Below are 19143 nucleotides of genomic sequence, written 5' to 3'. Positions count from 1 at the left end.
GTAATGTCTAGAAGATCAGAAAAGTTTCTCACTTTGGCATCAATAGACTTTCAAAATAAATCTATTGATGAGTTAAAAAAAGTGTTCAAAGACACATTGAACATGGGTATGTATGGTCTTTGCTTTAGTCCTTACACGCAATGGCAAAAACCTGGCGACCAACTTTCTGAAGCTCAAATTAGAAGACGTCTGGAAATTATAAAACCCTACACTAAATGGATACGAACCTTTTCGTGTACCGAGGGTAACGAACTCATTCCTGTTATTGCAAAAGAACTTGGCATAAAAACCTTAGTTGGTGCTTGGCTTGGAGAGAATGAAAAAACTAATAACTTAGAAGTAAACAACTTAATACAGTTGTGCAACAATGGTTATGCCGATATAGCTGCTGTTGGCAATGAGGTGATGTACAGAGGTGATTTAACACAGGAAGAATTATTGGACTTCATATATTATTCGAAATCCAAAATAGACGGGATTCCAGTAGGGTATGTTGATGCCTATTATGAGTTTACAGATAGACTTGAAATAACCGAGGCCTGCGATATTATACTTGCTAACTGCTACCCTTTTTGGGAAGGTTGCGATCAAGACTATGCCCTACTCTATATGAAAGATATGTACAATCGTGCAAAAAAGGCTGGAAATGGAAAACCTGTAATTATTACAGAGACAGGTTGGCCTAGTGAGGGCACTGCACTTCAAGGGGCATTCCCGTCGAAAGAAAATGCCATGAAGTATTTTATAGCATCACAGCAATGGAGCTTTGAGGAAGATATTCCAATGTTTTATTTTTCATCTTTTGATGAAAACTGGAAAGTAGGAGCCGAGGGTGATGTTGGTGCTTTTTGGGGGCTGTGGGGCACTAATGAGCAGTTAAAGTTTTAAAAATAAACACTACACACTTACTATAAATTACTTCACAATACATTTCTTTTATGACACTTAAGTAAGTGTACTTTTTTTACCTACTACACTTCATTACTTTTCTAATGAGGAAATATAGTATTGTTAAAAACCTAGTCATTTTTTTCTACAAAAGATAGATCACGAATCAAAATATATTATTCTTTAAATAGGTTGAGATTACTTTTTAAATCATAATACTCAAAGTCTATTCAGTTGACAGAACACGGATATAAAAAATTAATCGCAGTAAAAACATTCACAAAAAAAAGACAGCAGTTTTCCTGACAAGTTTTATTAAGATACCTGCTTAATCTACAAGAAACACAGACAGAAAAAAGTTAACTAATACAATTCTTCTAAAAAGAAAAATTACATCAATTTGAAATACCACAACATTGCCCCTACAAGTATGACTTCACTGGATAAATAAGGACTATAAAATATAAAAACCACAAGTTTGAATCCGATAAAACACCAAAAAAACACCTTCAAAAACAATATACGTACTAACATAAAATATTTCAAGTTGTATGTTTTTTGTAGTGGTAGTAAAAATCCAATTCTTCAAAGAAGCTCTATATCTTTAAAAGTACCAGAAATACACTCTCCAAAAGTGTATTTCAAAAAAATTATTAACTAAACTTTTATTATCATGACAAAAAAAATTACTCTAATTATTATCTGTCTGTTTGTATACAGCGTTGGCTACACACAGACACAGCTTTTGAACCTTACTTTCGATTCAGCCCTTCCTTCTGAACTAAGAAACAATACTGGAGCAACTTATGCATCTGAATCAACTTTAACTTGGTCTAACACCGTGGGGAACCCTGCCGGATCAATGGCAGCCACAGGTATTGTCGATGATGGAAATGGAACATCAGAAGGCAGATCTTTCCAATATCTCTATGAGGACGCCATGTTCGATTTTGGGACTTCAGGAACTCTAGAAATTTCTTTTGATATTAAGATTGATGCTGCTTTACCAAATACCAATTTACAATTTCAGACTCAGGTCTCTAAAATTGGAGGAGGTGTAGTCGTTGTAAACAATGAAAACATCCAAAATAGTGCGACAATTGGAGGAGGATGGACTAAGCTGACCTTTAACATGACCCCTAACCCAAGTGAGTTCGACACAAACGGGAATCTATTAATATTTTTCTGGAATATGGCAACCGCTCCAATAGATGGTTCGGGAGGTGCATTTGAAGTGGATAACATAGTTGTAACAGCTTCAGCAGCTACCCCAACATGTAGTGATGGCATCCAAAATGGTGATGAAACCGGTGTAGATTGTGGAGGCTCAAGCTGTGCCCCTTGTATAGCAGATCCAACTAGTGCTCCAGCAGAAATAGGCTCTAGTGGAACCGATGTTTACATCTACAGCGGCCTAGCTTCTGGCGGTGAGTCAGACTTATCCAATTTCACCTTTGCTTCTTTCTTTGGCGGTGGTGTAACACAAAGCGAAGTAGACTTGAATGGCAATAAAGTTGGTAAACTAGAGGGCTTGGGATTCTTTGGCTCGGGTTGGACATCTTATGACGCAACAAGCAGTACGTTTGTACACTTAGACTATTATGCCACCTCTGGTACTTTCTTTGAGTTTTACTTAATAGACAATTCTCTTGCCAACGTTCAGTCAATTTGTTGTGGAAACCCTCAAGAACCAAGATATGTGTTTGGCCCAACAGGAAATCAACCTCTTGTTCTTGGAACCTGGACAAGCGTTTTCATACCTTTAAGTGATTTTGAAAATTTCCCTGCTCTTGTTGCAGGAACATGGGATGGTGCAGACATCGTGCAAAGCAAATTTACCGGAGACGGCACTGTATACTTCGACAACATCTATTTTAGTTCATCTAACACGTTAAGCCAAGAAGAAAATCAATTATCTAGATTTAGAGCATACCCTAACCCTACAAATAAAAATTGGGCAATTAATGCTGGTAACAATACTAGAATAGAACGCATAGAAATATTTGACATTCTAGGAAAGTCCATTAAAATTCTTTCTCCAAACAGTGATGAAGTTTTAATTGATAGCACAAACCTTAAATCGGGATTATACTTAGCAAAAATAAAAACTCGTTCCGGTATATCTAATTTAAAATTAGTAAAACGATAAACTGTAGTTTAATTAGGCGACAAGATAGGCGGCTCATTTTTTAAGAGTCGCCTTTCTTATTTTTAAATGTTTACCTTATCTAAGAAACCAAATAGCATCTGTTGACCCATAGAAAACAGGTGTTTATGAATTAGGATAATTATCATCCCAATTCTTAATATTAGGTTTGCCCAACTTACCTAAAGACTTTGCTATTATGGTAGATACGGTTGCATCTCCAGTAACATTAACCGTTGTTCTGCACATATCCAAAGGTCTATCTACTGCAAATATTAACGCCAGAGCAATAGGTAATAAATCTGAAGGAAACCCTATCGCTTCTAAAACTATAACCAACATAACCATACCTGCTCCCGGGACGGCAGCACTTCCTATAGATGCCAACAAGGCCGTTAGAATAATCATTAATTGGTTACTAAAAACCAAACCTTCGGGCCATAAAACTTGCATTATAAAAACCGCTGCAACACCCTGATATAAACTGGTTCCATCCATGTTAATGGTAGCTCCTACAGGTAAAACAAAACTAGACACTTCTTTATCCACCCCAACATGTTCCTCTACTCGTTCCATGGTTACCGGTAGAGCCGCAGCACTACTACTTGTAGAAAACGCCAGTAATTGTGCCGGACTAATTTTACTAATAAACCATAAAGGTGATTTTTTAGCGTAAACAGATACCAAAACCAGATAAAAACAAATCATTAGAAACAACCCTAACACAACTACCCCAGCATATTTTAGTAACGCCAAAAGGATATCGGGATCGTCTGCCGAGACTACTACGGTTGCTAAAAGCGCAAATACAGCATAAGGAGCAGTGAGCATTATTAAGTCTACCATTTTTAAAACTACTTCATTTAGTGAATCAAAAAAGTGTTTTAATGGCTTCGCTTTTTCCTCCTGAACCAGTAAGAGGCAAATTCCCAAAAGTATGGCAAAAACAATAACCTGTAACATAAGTTTATTATTACTCATCGAGTACACAGCATTATCTGGAACCATGTCAATTAAAAACTGTAATGGTCTGGCCTCTTTTTGTTGTTGCGCATTAGATAAAATGGTCTGCGCCTTTTCGCTTGAAGAATATTTATCTTTCAACATGGAAACTGTTTCTGGAGTAATTCCGTTTCCTGGTTTCAAGGTATTAACTAAACCGAGCCCAATTGTAATTGCAATTACAGTGGTTAAAATATAAACCACTATTGTTCTTAGCCCCATATTTTTAAACTTCGAAATATCCTTTAAATCTGAAATTCCTTTTATCAAGGACGCCAAAATTAAAGGCACAGCGATTAGTTTAAGCAGCTTAACAAATATTTTACCTATGGGATCTATCCAATTCATTACAAATTCCTGCCCGTTTATAGATGCCATTACAAACCCAAAAACAAGTCCTAATAACATACCTATTAATATTTTCCAATGTAGCGCGAGGTTCTTCATACAGTTCCTATTGAATTTTTTAACTGAACATAAACTTACGGAATTTGATAAACTTTTAAGGTTAAGAAATTAATTGTTTATGAAAGGACTAATCTTTTTTAAGATATTTTCTCTTAGTTATGGTATCTGGCAATCTCTAAGATTACTGCTATTAAATCAAGACATACTAAAACAAAAAAACCAGTAGAAATATATCTACTGGTTTTTGTCTTTTGTACTAAATATCTTTTTAATACTATTTAGTCGGGGTGGCAGGATTCGAACCTGCGACCTCCGCGTCCCAAACGCGGCGCGATAACCGGGCTACGCTACACCCCGAAAACGTAACGGGCTGCAAATATACTTTTTTTATTGAATTGAATGTTTATTTTTATAAAAATATTCATCTGGAAAACTTCAGATTTAATCAATTGAATTTAAACTAAATTACCCGTATTTATTTTGAACTTAAAAACAATTGCCTTCCTTCTGCTCAATATTAAATTGTGTTTTGGTGTTCAGATACAATCTATTACTGGTAAAACAATTGATCTAGACAACAATGCAGACTTAGGCTCTGTATTGATAACAAACACAAAAACAAACACAACTACAACTTCTGAAAGCAATGGTTTTTTCCTAGTTAAAGAACCTGGAATTTATAGCTTTAAAAAAAACGGATACTTAGAAAAACAAATCGAACTTAAAGCAGACCAAAACTATATCATTCAGTTAAGCCTAAACCCTTCCTTTTTAGAAGAAGTAATTGTAGAAGCTAGCCATATTCCTAAAACACTAAAAAAAGCAACATCATCCATAAGTCTAATTTCTAAAAAAAATATTGAGCTATCTAACAATATAAACGTTGTATCTGCTCTTAACAGAGCCCCTGGAGTTTTTATGCAAACCGGAGCATTGAACACCAATAGAATTACCATTCGTGGTATTGGATCACGAAACTTGTTCGGTACTTCAAAAATACGGGCCTACTTAAACGATATCCCTTTAACAAACGGAAGTGGTGAAACCAATATTGAGGATTTGGAACTGGGTACCATATCACGATTAGAAATCCACAAAGGAGCCGTATCCAGTATTTACGGTGCTGGCCTAGGAGGAACGATAGAACTATTTCCAGAAAAACCCAAGTTTGAGGGCACCATACTATCCAACGAATTCACAATTGGCTCCTTTGGATTAATAAAAAACTTAACCAACCTTAACCTGAGCAATCAAAAAATTGGATTTAATGCCGTTTACAGTAACACCCAAAGCAATGGTTATAGAGACAATAATACATACAACAGACAAACTTTAACCTTAAGCTCAAACTACTTTATTGACGATAATAACCAACTTTTTTTATTAGCAAGTCTCATAAATTTAAAGGCATTTATACCCAGTGCTCTTAATGAAGAAGATTTTTTAAACAACCCCCGGTCTGCAGCCTTTACGTGGAACCGCGCTATGGGGTTCGAAGATTATAACAGAGGTGTTTTTGGGATATCGTGGACCCACAAATATCCCAACGAAACAAAACATATAACAAGTGTTTTCGCATCGTTCAGGGATGCCTATGAACCTAGACCTTTTAACATACTACAGGAAGACACTTTTGCCACAGGCCTTAGAAGCAGACTATTGGGCTACACCAAACTTTTTGGAATACTCACAAAATGGACTCTAGGAGGTGAACTTTTTAGGGACACCTATGAACATAAAACTTTTGAAAATCTTTATGAAGATTTTCCATCAGGAACTGGAAGCATTGGAGGTGACCAACTTTCAGACTTTAAAGAACGCAGAAGTTATTACAATGTTTTTTTCGAGACCAATCATGAAATCTCAGATAAAACAACGCTTTCTATTGGTTTAAATTTAAATGAAACCTCTTATCGCTTAAAGGATTTTTTTCCTGTTTCAGAAGAAAATCAAGACCAATCCGGTAATTTCAAATTTAAAAATATCCTATCTCCAAAACTTGGAGTTTCCTATCAATTGTCTAAAAACATAAGCACTTTTGTAAACACCAGTCATGGCTTCTCCCCTATTTCACTTGAAGAAACACTACTTCCAGACGGACAAATCAACACAAGTTTACAACCTGAAACGGGGTGGGATTTTGAGATTGGAACTCGAGGAAGCCTTGCTGAAAATCGTTTACAATTCAATTTTTCGATTTACAGATTAGCCATTAAAAACCTTTTGGTGTCTAGGAGAACTTCTCAGGACCAATTTATTGGAATTAACGCCGGAAAAACAAGACACGATGGACTGGAAGCAAGCCTAAACTACAACCTGATTTCTACACAAAATTTCAACCTAAACGTAACTACAAATTTCTCGCTAAATAATTATAAGTTCAAGGAATTTATTGACAATGAAAACAACTTTTCTAACAACGATTTAACTGGGGTTCCCTCTGAAGTTTTTAATGCCATAATAGATTTTAATTCCGAATTTGGGTTTTATGGAAATCTTAATTTCCAACATGTTGGGCAAATCCCTATAACAGATAGTAATAGTCTTTATTCCGAAAGCTATAACATTACGAATTATAGAATAGGCTTCAGGAAAAATCTTAACAAAAACCTAAAAATCAACGTTTTTACTGGTTTAAATAATATATTTGATAGACAATATGCCTCGCAAGTCTTAATAAACGCAGTAGGCTTTGGAGGTAGACAGCCACGATATTACTACCCTGGAAATCCCATAAATTATTATTGTGGCATTAATCTAAAATATGCTTTCCAATAAAGCATCTAAACTCTATCGAGAATGAAAAAAATAAGTTTAGTTTTGATAGCATTCGTAGGCCTTACAGCTTGCGCACAACAAGTTGTAACTGATATAGGAGCCGAATCTCCTCTAAACACGCTTTACGGTACTGAAGTCGTCGTCCCCGATTTAAGCATCCCTTGGGGTATGGCTTTTTTACCAGACGAAAGCATATTAATTACTGAAAAAAGTGGAAATTTAATTCATTTCAAGAACGGCAAAAAAACCATTATAAGTAACACCCCTGATGTTTATGTTCGCGGACAAGGCGGGTTTATGGATATAAAACTACACCCTGATTATGAAAATAATGGATGGATATATATGACCCTCGCTTCTGCTACCGGAGAAGGCGATGGCGGAAATACAGCGCTTGTTCGAGCTAAATTAATTGGGACAGCATTAAAAAACTTAGAAGTCCTATATAAAGCTGAGCCGAATACCAAAAAAGGGCAACATTGGGGCTCTAGAATTGAATTCGATAATGAAGGATACTTATACTTTTCTATTGGAGATCGCGGAAATAGAGACGTAAACCCTCAAGATATTACAAGAGATTGTGGCAAAATTTACAGGTTAAATGACGATGGCAGTATTCCTAAAGATAACCCCTTTGTAAACACTAAAAATGCTAAAAAAGCCATCTTCAGTTACGGACATAGAAACCCTCAAGGGATGACTAAAAACCCATTTACAGGACAAATATGGGTGAACGAACACGGTCCTAGAGGAGGTGATGAAATTAATATTATTGCAAAAGGAAAAAACTATGGCTGGCCCATAATATCTTATGGCATTAACTACAACGGAACCACATTTACCGATATTACTGAAAAAGAAGGTATGGAACAACCCTTTTTTCATTGGACACCTTCCATTGCACCAAGCGGGATGGCTATAGTTTCTTCGGATAAATATCCCAACTGGAAAGAAAATATTCTTGTGGGCTCGTTAAAATTTAAATATCTTGAGCGTCTTGTTGTAGAAAACAACCAAGTAGTTAAGCGCGAAAAACTATTTGAAGACATTGGCAGAGTAAGGAATATAATCCAAGCACCTGACGGCTACATCTACTTGGGAATTGAAAACAAGGGTATTGTTAAGATTGTTCCAAAAAAATAAAACTACATGAAAAAAACCTATTTAATTTTCACTTTAATGTGCATGTTGGGTTTGCTAGGCTCGGCACAAAACAGCTTAAAAGAAAGTATTGACAAAGGAAAAGAAGTCTATAATGATTTTTGTGTTTCTTGCCATATGCCTAATGGAGAAGGTATTCCAAATGCGTTTCCCCCGCTAGCTAAATCAGATTACCTGATAAACAAAAGAGAAGCAAGCATCAAAGCTATTAAATATGGACTTGCTGGCGAAATAACTGTTAATGGCACAACCTATAACAGCGCCATGTCTACCATGGGGCTTAGCGATGAAGAAATTGCAGATGTTATGAACTTTATCACCAACTCTTGGGGCAACAAAAACGATAAAAAAATAACAAAGGAAGAAGTGGCCTCAATTAAAAAATAGCTTTTGGCATCAACTTTGCTTTAAGACATCATCAATCAAAATATAAAATCTCCTAAACCCCAAATCCATGAATCAAAAAATCAACTTTTTGCTCTTTCTTGCTTTTTCACTAGTTAATCTAGTCAAAGCTCAAGAACACATTTTAATACCTGTTGCTGGAATTACTCCTGAAGTAGAACAAAGACTATTACCTTATGATGTAATACCTAACGATAAAGGCCTAAATAACATCTCGCTAAAACTCAAAAATGAAGGAGAAAAAAACTGGAAATATTATTCTGGAAACATTTACAATGTAATTTACGACCCTAAAACGAAACATTATAACACTGCAGATCTTCAACTTAGTGTAAAGAAGAAAAGCGAGCACTTTACCCTTGACAAACCTTTAATTATAATGGTATCTGCCTCTACAACATATGGCAATACTATTTGGACAATAATTAGACGAACAACTGAAAACCTTACCGACCCAATTATATTAGATCAATATTCTGAAGTTGAAGGCAAGCAAAACCCTAAAGCAAGTTATAAACTTATTTTACACGGAGGGAATGGCTTACCGCCTTACGTTATTAATAAACTCCAAGAGAATGAGGAACTTATAAAAAAAGTTGGTGGCCTCTCAATTAGGTTAAAAAACCGCCAAGATAGCGAATATACCACAGAAATAAATCATACCTCAGGAAGCAAAGGAGACTTCTTCGTGAAAATCCCTTTAGGCTCTAAAATAGACCCATCCAAGCCTATTGAAGCCTTGGTTTCTTATAGAACTACATTTGGAAACCACATATGGACTAACTATTTTGTTGAACATAATAGAGCAAAAAAAAGAGTTGACTCTCAATATTTGTATTCTGGAATATTAGGGGATAGGAACTCTACTTTAAGTCACCAAGTTAAAGACTTTAATTTACCACATAGCTCTACAACAGTAACGACAACAACAACTACGACAACTACAACCACAACTGTTTCAACAAACACAGAAATACCTGAACCAAAACCAACATTAAAAACTAACGAAACAGAAATTATCCCCAACAATAATGAGTTAAAACTAATACAACATAAAGGTATCATAGAAATAGCAGAAGTACCAAACGATACATTGAAAGGAAATTTCAAAAGTACTTTATTAAAAGACGCTAGTATTACCGTAGGCAATCAAACCATCCAACTAAAAGGTAATAGCTCCGTAAACTTTGATAATCAAAAGAAATATGTGATTAGTGCTATTTCTGCCAAAGACCAAACATTTAGAACAGATTACGGGAATCTTACTATTAAAGAAGGTGCTTTAATCGCTTTCTCCCCTTATACTGTAACCGGCTTTAATCTTAAAGACGATTCTAAAATCAACACTACTAATTATGGCCAAATTGTCGTAAAGGCTAACCATAAACCTAATAACTTTGATTTAACCCTTTCTCCAAGCGGTAAAATAATAAGTTTTATACTCGCAGAAAATAAGACCTTTGTCATTGGCCCCCACTCGCTTTCATTATCTCCAGACAGCTTCATAAAAATGTCTAACAACAAGATGTTGTTTATTAATTCATCGAATAACATACCTCTTAAAATTGCAGACCTAGAGGTTATTATTGGTAAGGGAAATTCAGGAACACCTTCACTAAATTTTAATATTAGTAATTCCACGATTTCTAAAATATTTGCGGTAAGCGCTTCAGACGTCTTAACTTCAGATGGTTTACTTAAAGTTGAACCCAATAGTTCTATTTCCCTAACCTATGAGGGCGATAAATATATAGTAAACAAATTCAAAATTGGCGAAACTAAAGACATTAACACCTACAAGAAGAACGGAAAAGTAAAGATTAAGACAGCAAAAAAGGGTAAAAACATTATTTTAGAAGAAGGTCAAGTAAGAAGAATTGGTTGGTAAAGCACCTATGCAATAGCAGGTCAAAAAACGCCATCTATATTAAAGAATTCCTTTCAAAACTGGTTTAATCCTAACAAAATCGAATAAATAATCCTAAATTTGTTATGTTAACCAAGAGCCATTAATTCATGCTAACTATAGGAATAGCAGGTGGAACCGGATGCGGAAAAACCACGGTTGTAAATCAAATTTTAAACGAATTACCCGAAGGCGAAGTTGGTGTAATCTCACAAGATTCTTATTATAAAGACACCTCTCATTTAACTTATGAGGAGCGAACAAACATCAACTTTGACCATCCTAGGTCTATCGATTTTGATCTATTGACAGAGCACATAAAAGCTCTTAAAAAAAATGCTCCTATCCACCAGCCTGTTTATTCTTTTGTAAAACATAACAGAACAGGTGATACTATTTTGACCCACCCCAGGAAGGTGATGATTGTAGAGGGCATTTTAATTCTAACCAATCCAGAATTAAGAGATATGTTCGATATAAAAATATTTGTACACGCCGATTCTGATGAACGCTTAATAAGACGTTTAAAACGCGACATAGCCGAACGAGGCAGGGATTTAAACGAAGTATTAAACAGATATCAAAACACTTTGAAACCCATGCATGAACAGTTTATAGAACCTATGAAAGCATATGCCGATATAATCATACCTAACAACAGATACAATAACGTAGCTGTAGATATAGTACGTTCCATAATAAACGAAAATCTATAATGACCATTTTCAAACACAAACTATTTAAACCACTAAAAAACAAATACCTGCTAATTTTGGTAGGATTTATAGTTTGGATGTTATTCTGGGATGCCAACTCATGGTTAATTCACAACGAATTGAACGAAGAAATTGATGATTTAAATGATGAAAAGGCTTATTACAAGCATGAAATTGAGAAAGACAATAAAGAAACAAAAAAGCTGAGTACTGAGAAAGGTCTTGAAAAATTTGCCCGAGAAGAATACTACATGAAACGTGAAAACGAAGAAATATTTATCATAGAGTACGAAGACAGTTTAAAGGTCAAAACAAATGAGTAAACTGTGGTTTAATGAATTCGATGCTGTTTCAGCAAAGCAATGGAAACAAAAAATCCAGTTCGATTTAAATGGAGCTGATTACAACGATACCCTTGTTTGGAACTCCCCTGATGATATTTCGGTTAAACCATTTTACCTTGCTGATGATTTCAAGAAATTTCTAGCATCTCCATCAACAAAAGCCTCCAAATGGAAAATTTGCGAAACCATTTTTGTTTCAGATATCAAAGAATCTAACCTAAAAGCAACAAATGCACTCAAAAAAGGAGCCGAAAGTATTAGGTTTATTATTCCTTCGGAAGACTTTTCAGTGGATGATTTATTAGAAAACATCAATGTATCAGGCTCCAATATTCATTTAGAACCTCAATTTTTATCTCCCGATTTTTTTAAAAATCTAAACACCCCCTTTAAAACTGAAATTCTAACGCATACCGATATTATTGGCAATCTCGCAAAAACCGGGAATTGGTTTAATAATTTGAATGATGATTTCTCAAAGTTCAAATCCATTGTAAACGAAACAAAAACCTTCAGCATAAACGCTTCGTTATATCAAAATGCAGGAGCCAATATGGTGCAACAATTGGCTTATGCCTTGACACATGCCAATGAATATTTAAATGCCTTAGAAAAAGAAAACATAAATCTGAAGCGGGTCGTATTTAATGTTGCTATTGGATCTAATTATTTCTTTGAAATCGCAAAATTAAGAGCCCTAAGATTACTCTGGAAAACCTTGGCAAGCGAATATAATACCAATTTGAACTGCCACATCTTTTCAACGCCAACAAAACGCAACAAAACCATTTACGACCACAATACAAACCTAGTGCGTACTACAACCGAGTGCATGAGTGCTATTTTGGGAGGCGCTGACACTATTAATAATGTGCCATTTGACTTAATTTATCGCAAGCCCAATGCGTTTAGCGAAAGAACCTCAAGAAACCAATTGTTAATACTCAAACACGAAAGTTATTTTAATAAGGTTAATAATCCTAGCGACGGTTCGTATTACATTGAGTCCCTTACTAATCAAATTGCCGAAAAAGCCTTAACCCTTTTTAAAGATATTGAAGCTAATGATGGCTTCTTAAAACAATTAAAGGTAGGCACCATACAAAGAAAAATAAAAGATTCTGCAGAAAAAGAACAGACTCAATTTAACACTTCGGAAAAAACACTTGTTGGCACTAACAAGTACATAGATGAAAAAGATAAAATGAAGAAGTATTTAGAAATCTATCCCTTTGTTAAAATAAAAAAAAGAAAAACCTTAATAGCACCAATAGTAGAAAAACGATTAGCTGAAACTATAGAACAAAAACGATTAAAAACCGAAGATTAAAACATGAAATCAATAACCAAACTCATTTTATTTTTACTAACATGTATTTTATTTAACTGTAAAAACAACAATACTATTACTGTTGATTACAAATATGATGATAAACCTAAGGCTATTTCTTGTGAAGGGTTGAATTCAAAACTTTATATGGAGGCTTTATATTCCTTTGAAGAAGACATTCTAAATTTCTACGGAAAAAACAATAGAAACACAAACGCTCAACCTACTTTAACAACGGCTTACGCTACTTTTATTAGGACAGCCGTTTATAGCAAAGTGCCTTACGAAAGTGTTATTTCCGAACATACTCTTAATATCTTTAAAGCTTTAAAAGACGACAATACCTTATGGGATGCTGAGAACACTAAAAGTCACTTGAACTATAGCAGCCCGTTAATAGAATGCATCTCTAAAAACATCAAGGACAATAACCTAAAAACAACTTTTAACGCTCTTATTTCTACCAATAGTATGAGTCCAAAACTTTTTGGCTCCCCGCTTAGCTCTAAATATAGAAATGCGCTTAGCGACAAACACTTAGCAACATACATTGCTTTTGATTTGTTTTACTCTAGGTTATTCGACATGGATATGCAGAAAATAAATTTTGATAATTCTGTCCAAGCAACAGACGGCAATTAATTAATTCTATTGAGAAAAAAACTTCAACATATCAAGTTAATCGCGGATCAAGCTGATTCTCGCAATGAAAGCGAAAAATCGTTTATCACCGCTGAGGGCATCCCCTTAAAATCCTCCTATAGCTATGACGATATAGAAGATCTTGAGCACCTCGATTTTGTTGCAGGAATACCGCCTTACCTTCGCGGCCCATATAGCACAATGTATGTTAGACGTCCCTGGACTATTAGACAGTATGCGGGATTCTCAACCGCTGAAGAAAGTAATGCCTTTTACAGACGCAATCTTAAAGCTGGACAAAAAGGGCTATCTGTTGCTTTCGATTTAGCCACGCATCGTGGTTACGACAGTGATCATGAACGCGTTGTTGGAGATGTTGGAAAGGCCGGAGTAGCTATCGATTCTGTTGAAGACATGAAAATACTTTTCAACAAAATACCACTAGATAAAATGTCGGTATCCATGACCATGAATGGCGCTGTTTTACCAATTATGGCATTTTATATAGTAGCTGCTGAAGAACAAGGCTTTAAGACCCATCAACTAGCCGGTACTATTCAAAATGATATTCTTAAGGAATTTATGGTGAGAAATACTTATATCTATCCGCCTACACCATCAATGAAAATTATCTCTGATATTTTTGAATATACGAGTAAGCATATGCCAAAATTTAACAGTATCAGTATTTCGGGATACCATATGCAAGAGGCAGGAGCCACTTGCGACATTGAATTGGCATATACGCTTGCCGATGGTCTGGAATATTTGAGAAAAGGACTCGAAGCTGGTTTGGATATTGATGATTTTGCTCCTCGCCTATCGTTTTTTTGGGGTATAGGCATGAATCATTTCATGGAAATTGCTAAAATGCGAGCTGCTCGAATGCTTTGGGCTAAACTCGTAAAACAATTCAATCCTAAAAACCCCAAATCACTAGCACTAAGAACTCATTGTCAAACTTCTGGATGGAGCTTAACAGCACAAGACCCCTTCAACAATGTTGCCAGAACTACAATCGAGGCCTGCGCAGCAGTTTTTGGCGGTACTCAAAGCCTGCATACCAATGCGCTAGACGAAGCTATTGCACTGCCAACAGACTTTACGGCTAGAATTGCAAGAAATACACAGATATACCTTAAGGAAGAAACCCAAATAACCAAAACTGTAGATCCCTGGGCAGGGAGTTATTACATAGAATCGCTAACACATGCCATTGCCGAAAAGGCTTGGGTTTTAATTGAGGAAATAGAAAGTCTTGGTGGCATGACCAAGGCTATAACATCGGGTATTCCTAAAACAAGAATAGAGGAGGCTGCTGCTAAAAAACAAGCAAGAATAGATTCTGAACAAGACATCATTGTTGGAGTTAACAAATACAAACTTGAAGAAGAAGCACCTATCTCTACTCTAGAAGTAGACAATCGTATTGTAAGAGCACAACAGATTGAGCGTTTAAATACGATTAAGGCTACTAGGAAAAATGAAAATGTAAAAAAAGTACTTTTAAAATTAACTGAAGTTGCACAGGAGTGGCACAATTCTAAAGGTTCTCTTTTGCAAGGGAATAAGAATTTATTAGCTTTAGCTATTGAAGCCGCAAGAGAAAGGGCCACATTAGGAGAAATAAGCGATGCTCTAGAACAAGTTTTTGGACGCTATAAAGCCCAAACAAATACGTTCTCTGGTGTTTATAGTAAGATTGTGAAAGACGACGAATCATTTAAAAAAGCTCAAGAATTATCTGATATTTTTGCCGAACAAGACGGTAGACGCCCTCGCATAATGATTGCTAAAATGGGGCAAGATGGTCATGACCGTGGCGCAAAAGTGGTCGCCACCAGCTATGCAGATATAGGTTTTGATGTCGATATCGCTCCACTCTTTCAGACCCCTAAGGAGGTGGCAAAACAAGCTGTTGAAAATGACGTACACATCTTAGGTGTGTCTTCTTTAGCTGCTGGTCACAAAACACTGGTTCCGCAAGTTATAGAAGAATTAAAACAATACGGCCGTGACGACATTATGGTTGTTGTAGGCGGCGTCATCCCAAAACAAGACTATCAATTTCTTTTTGATGCAGGAACCATAGCTATTTTTGGGCCTGGAACAAAAATTAGTGAAGCCGCAATAAAGATTCTAGAAATACTAATTGATTAAAAAGTTGGCAAGGATGAAAAGGAAAAAAATAATTATTATCGCTTTTGTTCTCCTTGTGTTGATTACCATTATAATGTTAATCATCCCCAATCTATATAAATCTCGAAGTGCTCCCACGACAACTGAATCAGCTGAGGAATCCATAGAAAGAGAACTCGTTTATATTTGCTTAACAGATTGTATACCGGGAAAAAAATATAACCAAGAAGGCAACTGCCCTAACTGTAATTTACCTCTTGAAATACTTAACACAAGAGATGTAAACGATAATTTAACCAATAGCGATTTCATAAAGGAAAATACTGATAGTGAGCGCACAACAAAAACAACAAACAAATAAAAAACCCGAATTTAATATTCGGGTTTTTTGTATTCATAAAACAAGGATTAATCTATTTTTTTCTCTACGTCGCTAATCTCTGGAGCATCTTGAAAATCACCAGCATTTACTACAGTCCAGTTATCGAACGTCTTAAAATACTTCTTTATAACTTTATTAACGTCTTCTACTGTTAAAGAAGTCACCTTATCCTCAACGCCTTTAAGGAACATCATATCGCGATTGTAGTATAGGTTATTATTGATTTTACTTGCCAACTCATTGTCTTTTGCCCTAGAAACACTTTGGCCTTGCACCCAACTGTTAACGGCTATTTTCAACTCTTCCTCTGTTATACCATCTTTTATAAAACGTTCGATTTCCTCAGAAAAACCTTTTTGAATTTTCGAGGCATTATCTGGAGCATACATAGCATAAACTATCAATCCAGAAGACTTGTCGTTTTTATCTCCGTCTATATTTGCATAACCTCCAGCTGCATAGCTAATTCCATCATTTTGACGTAACCTAGTTGTAATTCTGGACTTTAAAACACCTCCACCGAAAATAGAGGTTGCAATTTGGATTGCAGCATAATCATCATCTTCTTGGCTACCTTCAAAGGACAATAACCCTATACTGATAGCATTTTTCTTATCAGGAGTTTTTATACTTTCATTTGCAATTTTATTTTTCACAAACGGATTGCTAATGTCTTGGAATGGTTTTTTCACTCTAAAATCTGAAAACTCTTTCTCGAAATATCCTTTTAGAGCTTCCTTATCTATATTACCTATAGCTACTAAGGTTGCGCTATTGGAGATTCCATAAAAATCCTCATGGTAAGATTTCAAATCTTCTACAGTTACCGCATTGATATATTCAATTTCTTCTTCTATGGTAGGGCTGTATAACGGATGTCCTTTTTCAAACTTTTGATTAACCTGACTTAACTTTCTACTAGCTAAAAATTGCGGCTGGCTTTTATTCTGCTCTATTCCAGCAAGATCTTGAGTCTTTAGTTTATTAAGTTCCTCAGCATTAAAATCGGGGTTTTTTAGCATATCGGTCATTAGCTCTAACGCTGTCATAAGATGCTCTCTGGTACTGCTTATTTTTGCAGTAACCCTTCCATTAGAACCACTAAAACTAACCGATGATTTTATCTCACTAAGCTTATCTTTAATATCTTGCCTAGTTCTATTTGTAGTACCTTTATTTAACATGCGGGCAACATAGGTTGCTGTTTTGCCTTTATTCATGAAATCTTCTACATTTCCATTTCTTATGGTAAATGATAAGGATACTGATTCGCCTCTATTATTTTTCTCAATAAGACCGTACTCAATTGGCACACTATTTAATACGCCTGATTCTAATCTATTTTGAATATTTTCATAGGCAACATCAAAAACCTCACCGGTATCATAACCCTCTTTACCTTTATAATTAGTTACTAATTCTTCAAGTCCTGAAGTATGCTCAATTTCAACACGAATAGGCTGTTTAGACGGTATAAACTTTCCAACCGTTCTATTTGTTGGAATTAAATACCGTTTAATAGCGTTGTTTACTTTTTCCGCAGTCATTTCTTCTATACGATCTCTTTGAATAAAAGATAAGCGCCAATCACCTGCACCAATAAACTCACTTATATATGTCCCTAGATAAGATGAGTTTCTAAAAATCTGATCATTTTGCTTAAGTAACTTAGCTTTAGCGCGTTTTACCTCATCTTCGGTTACAGGGTTATCTTTCAGACCATCTAAAAGATTGAGCATTGTAGTTTCTGCTTCATCTAAAGATTTATCGGAAGGCACATTTACATTAATGTACATAAAAGAAGGCTCCTTTGTAAACGGAGCATAGGAATACATACTCGATGCTTTTTCTCCATCAATAAGAGCTTTGTACAATCTACCAGAAGGATTATCGGTTAATATCTCTTCTGCTACTGACATAGCTGCATAATCTTCATGAGACCCAGCTGGAATATGGTATAAGGTTGAAACCAACTGTAAATCTCCTACCCGACTAAGCGTAATTCGCTTTTCTCCATCTTGTGCCGGCTCAATTGTTGGTATATCCCTTAAAGGAGATACAGGGTTTTCTAGTTTCCCAAACTTATCCTCAATAAGCTTTAATGTTTTCTCGGTCTCGAACTTACCTGTAACCATTAAAACTGCATTATCGGGTCTGTAATATTTTTTATAAAATGCCTGAAGATTTTCAATAGGAACTCGCTCAATGTCAGAACGATTACCTATGGTTGCCATTCCATAGTTATGCCAAAGATAAGCTGTATTAATTACCTTTAACCTCAAAACATTGGACGAAGAATTTTCGCCTATCTCAAATTCATTACGAACAACAGAAAACTCAGATTGTAAATCTTCATTTGAAATAAAAGAATTTAACATTCGGTCCGCCTCTAGATCTAAAGCCCAATCTAGATTTTCGTCTGTAGCATTAAACGTTTCATAATAATTGGTTCTATCATAATAAGTAGTCCCATTGGGTCTAGCACCGTGTTCTGTTAATTCCTTTGGTATATCGGGGTGGTTTGGAGTTCCTTTAAACACCATATGCTCTAGCAAATGTGCCATTCCCTTTTCACCATAACCTTCGTGTCTAGATCCTACTTTATAGGTAATATTAACCGTAATGGTTTGTGCTGAATTATCCTGAAACAACAGAACTTTTAGTCCATTATCCAACATGTATTCGTCAATACCTTCTACAGAGGCCGTCTTTTTTATTTGTGCCCAAGAACTGGAAAAAAGGCATAAGGCGATTAGTGTAAAACAGAGCCTGTAAAACATTAAATGTGTCTTTCTCATAGTTTTTTAGATTTATTCTCTGAAAAGTACGAATTAAGCTTTTTTTGTTACCTAAAAAAATGTTAAAAAGGTCAAAAAATCAAAACATATAAAGGATT

The 19143-nt window shown here is 35.5% G+C and carries 14 protein-coding genes and 1 tRNA gene; 12 read left to right on the top strand and 3 right to left on the bottom strand.

Going from position 1 to position 19143, the window contains the following annotated elements:
- Positions 1-3: 3 nt before the first annotated feature.
- The gene (locus tag M0214_RS09275; protein ID WP_248722288.1) at positions 4-888 is read left to right on the top strand and encodes a glycosyl hydrolase family 17 protein; all 885 of its coding nucleotides are present in this window, start codon (positions 4-6) and stop codon (positions 886-888) included.
- Between the two features lie 673 nt (positions 889-1561).
- Positions 1562-3037 (top strand): T9SS type A sorting domain-containing protein, encoded by a 1476-nt coding sequence (locus M0214_RS09270; RefSeq protein WP_248722287.1) that lies wholly within the window; start codon positions 1562-1564, stop codon positions 3035-3037.
- Positions 3038-3160: 123 nt separating this feature from the next.
- On the opposite strand, the gene M0214_RS09265 is transcribed toward M0214_RS09270, so the two are convergent.
- Entirely contained in the window at positions 3161-4483 is a 1323-nt protein-coding gene (locus tag M0214_RS09265; protein WP_248722286.1) for a dicarboxylate/amino acid:cation symporter, read from the bottom strand.
- Between the two features lie 243 nt (positions 4484-4726).
- A tRNA-Pro gene (locus tag M0214_RS09260) sits at positions 4727-4801 on the bottom strand.
- 123 nt (positions 4802-4924) lie between these two features.
- Between M0214_RS09260 and M0214_RS09255 the strand changes: the two genes are divergently transcribed.
- The 10 genes from M0214_RS09255 (at position 4925) to M0214_RS09210 (ending at position 16226) form a co-directional block, all read left to right on the top strand.
- Entirely contained in the window at positions 4925-7222 is a 2298-nt protein-coding gene (locus tag M0214_RS09255) for a TonB-dependent receptor domain-containing protein (RefSeq protein WP_248722285.1), read from the top strand.
- A 21-nt stretch (positions 7223-7243) separates the two neighbouring features.
- On the top strand, positions 7244-8365 hold the full coding sequence (locus tag M0214_RS09250; protein ID WP_248722284.1) for a PQQ-dependent sugar dehydrogenase: 1122 nt from the start codon (positions 7244-7246) through the stop codon (positions 8363-8365).
- 6 nt (positions 8366-8371) lie between these two features.
- Positions 8372-8770 carry a cytochrome c gene (locus M0214_RS09245; RefSeq protein ID WP_248722283.1) on the top strand — a complete coding sequence of 133 codons (399 nt, stop codon included), beginning with the start codon at positions 8372-8374 and terminating at the stop codon, positions 8768-8770.
- Between the two features lie 67 nt (positions 8771-8837).
- The gene (locus tag M0214_RS09240) at positions 8838-10676 is read left to right on the top strand and encodes a hypothetical protein (RefSeq protein WP_248722282.1); all 1839 of its coding nucleotides are present in this window, start codon (positions 8838-8840) and stop codon (positions 10674-10676) included.
- A gap of 128 nt (positions 10677-10804) precedes the next feature.
- A complete protein-coding gene (gene udk, locus M0214_RS09235) occupies positions 10805-11410 on the top strand; it encodes a uridine kinase (RefSeq protein WP_248722281.1) in 606 nt (201 codons plus the stop codon).
- The gene (locus tag M0214_RS09230; RefSeq protein WP_248722280.1) at positions 11410-11733 is read left to right on the top strand and encodes a septum formation initiator family protein; all 324 of its coding nucleotides are present in this window, start codon (positions 11410-11412) and stop codon (positions 11731-11733) included. The genes udk and M0214_RS09230 overlap by 1 nt, the downstream gene beginning before the upstream one ends.
- Positions 11726-13084 (top strand): methylmalonyl-CoA mutase subunit beta, encoded by a 1359-nt coding sequence (locus tag M0214_RS09225; RefSeq protein ID WP_248722279.1) that lies wholly within the window; start codon positions 11726-11728, stop codon positions 13082-13084. The genes M0214_RS09230 and M0214_RS09225 overlap by 8 nt, the downstream gene beginning before the upstream one ends.
- 3 nt (positions 13085-13087) lie before the next feature.
- Positions 13088-13726 carry a hypothetical protein gene (locus tag M0214_RS09220; protein WP_248722278.1) on the top strand — a complete coding sequence of 213 codons (639 nt, stop codon included), beginning with the start codon at positions 13088-13090 and terminating at the stop codon, positions 13724-13726.
- Positions 13727-13735: 9 nt separating this feature from the next.
- Positions 13736-15886 (top strand): methylmalonyl-CoA mutase, encoded by a 2151-nt coding sequence (scpA, locus tag M0214_RS09215; protein WP_371873475.1) that lies wholly within the window; start codon positions 13736-13738, stop codon positions 15884-15886.
- A 13-nt stretch (positions 15887-15899) separates the two neighbouring features.
- Positions 15900-16226 carry a hypothetical protein gene (locus tag M0214_RS09210; RefSeq protein ID WP_248722277.1) on the top strand — a complete coding sequence of 109 codons (327 nt, stop codon included), beginning with the start codon at positions 15900-15902 and terminating at the stop codon, positions 16224-16226.
- A 47-nt stretch (positions 16227-16273) separates the two neighbouring features.
- Here the strand turns inward: M0214_RS09210 and M0214_RS09205 are convergent, their stop codons facing one another.
- Positions 16274-19045, bottom strand: coding sequence for a pitrilysin family protein (locus M0214_RS09205; RefSeq protein WP_248722276.1), 2772 nt, complete (start codon positions 19043-19045; stop codon positions 16274-16276).
- Positions 19046-19143 lie beyond the last annotated feature (98 nt).

Source organism: Seonamhaeicola sp. ML3 (genome assembly GCF_023273855.1).
GTDB lineage: Bacteria > Bacteroidota > Bacteroidia > Flavobacteriales > Flavobacteriaceae > Seonamhaeicola.
The sequence above is the reverse complement of the archived record's forward strand: the minus strand, read 5'-3'. Positions and strand labels throughout refer to the sequence as shown.

Bases quoted from the DNA above. Each gene is read 5' to 3' on its own strand.
- M0214_RS09275 (WP_248722288.1), top strand. From the start codon at position 4: ATGTCTAGAAGATCAGAAAAGTTTCTCACTTTGGCATCAATAGACTTT.
- M0214_RS09270 (WP_248722287.1), top strand. From the start codon at position 1,562: ATGACAAAAAAAATTACTCTAATTATTATCTGTCTGTTTGTATACAGC.
- M0214_RS09265 (WP_248722286.1), bottom strand. From the start codon at position 4,483: ATGAAGAACCTCGCGCTACATTGGAAAATATTAATAGGTATGTTATTA.
- M0214_RS09250 (WP_248722284.1), top strand. From the start codon at position 7,244: ATGAAAAAAATAAGTTTAGTTTTGATAGCATTCGTAGGCCTTACAGCT.
- M0214_RS09245 (WP_248722283.1), top strand. From the start codon at position 8,372: ATGAAAAAAACCTATTTAATTTTCACTTTAATGTGCATGTTGGGTTTG.
- M0214_RS09240 (WP_248722282.1), top strand. From the start codon at position 8,838: ATGAATCAAAAAATCAACTTTTTGCTCTTTCTTGCTTTTTCACTAGTT.
- udk (WP_248722281.1), top strand. From the start codon at position 10,805: ATGCTAACTATAGGAATAGCAGGTGGAACCGGATGCGGAAAAACCACG.
- M0214_RS09230 (WP_248722280.1), top strand. From the start codon at position 11,410: ATGACCATTTTCAAACACAAACTATTTAAACCACTAAAAAACAAATAC.
- M0214_RS09225 (WP_248722279.1), top strand. From the start codon at position 11,726: ATGAGTAAACTGTGGTTTAATGAATTCGATGCTGTTTCAGCAAAGCAA.
- M0214_RS09220 (WP_248722278.1), top strand. From the start codon at position 13,088: ATGAAATCAATAACCAAACTCATTTTATTTTTACTAACATGTATTTTA.
- M0214_RS09210 (WP_248722277.1), top strand. From the start codon at position 15,900: ATGAAAAGGAAAAAAATAATTATTATCGCTTTTGTTCTCCTTGTGTTG.
- M0214_RS09205 (WP_248722276.1), bottom strand. From the start codon at position 19,045: ATGAGAAAGACACATTTAATGTTTTACAGGCTCTGTTTTACACTAATC.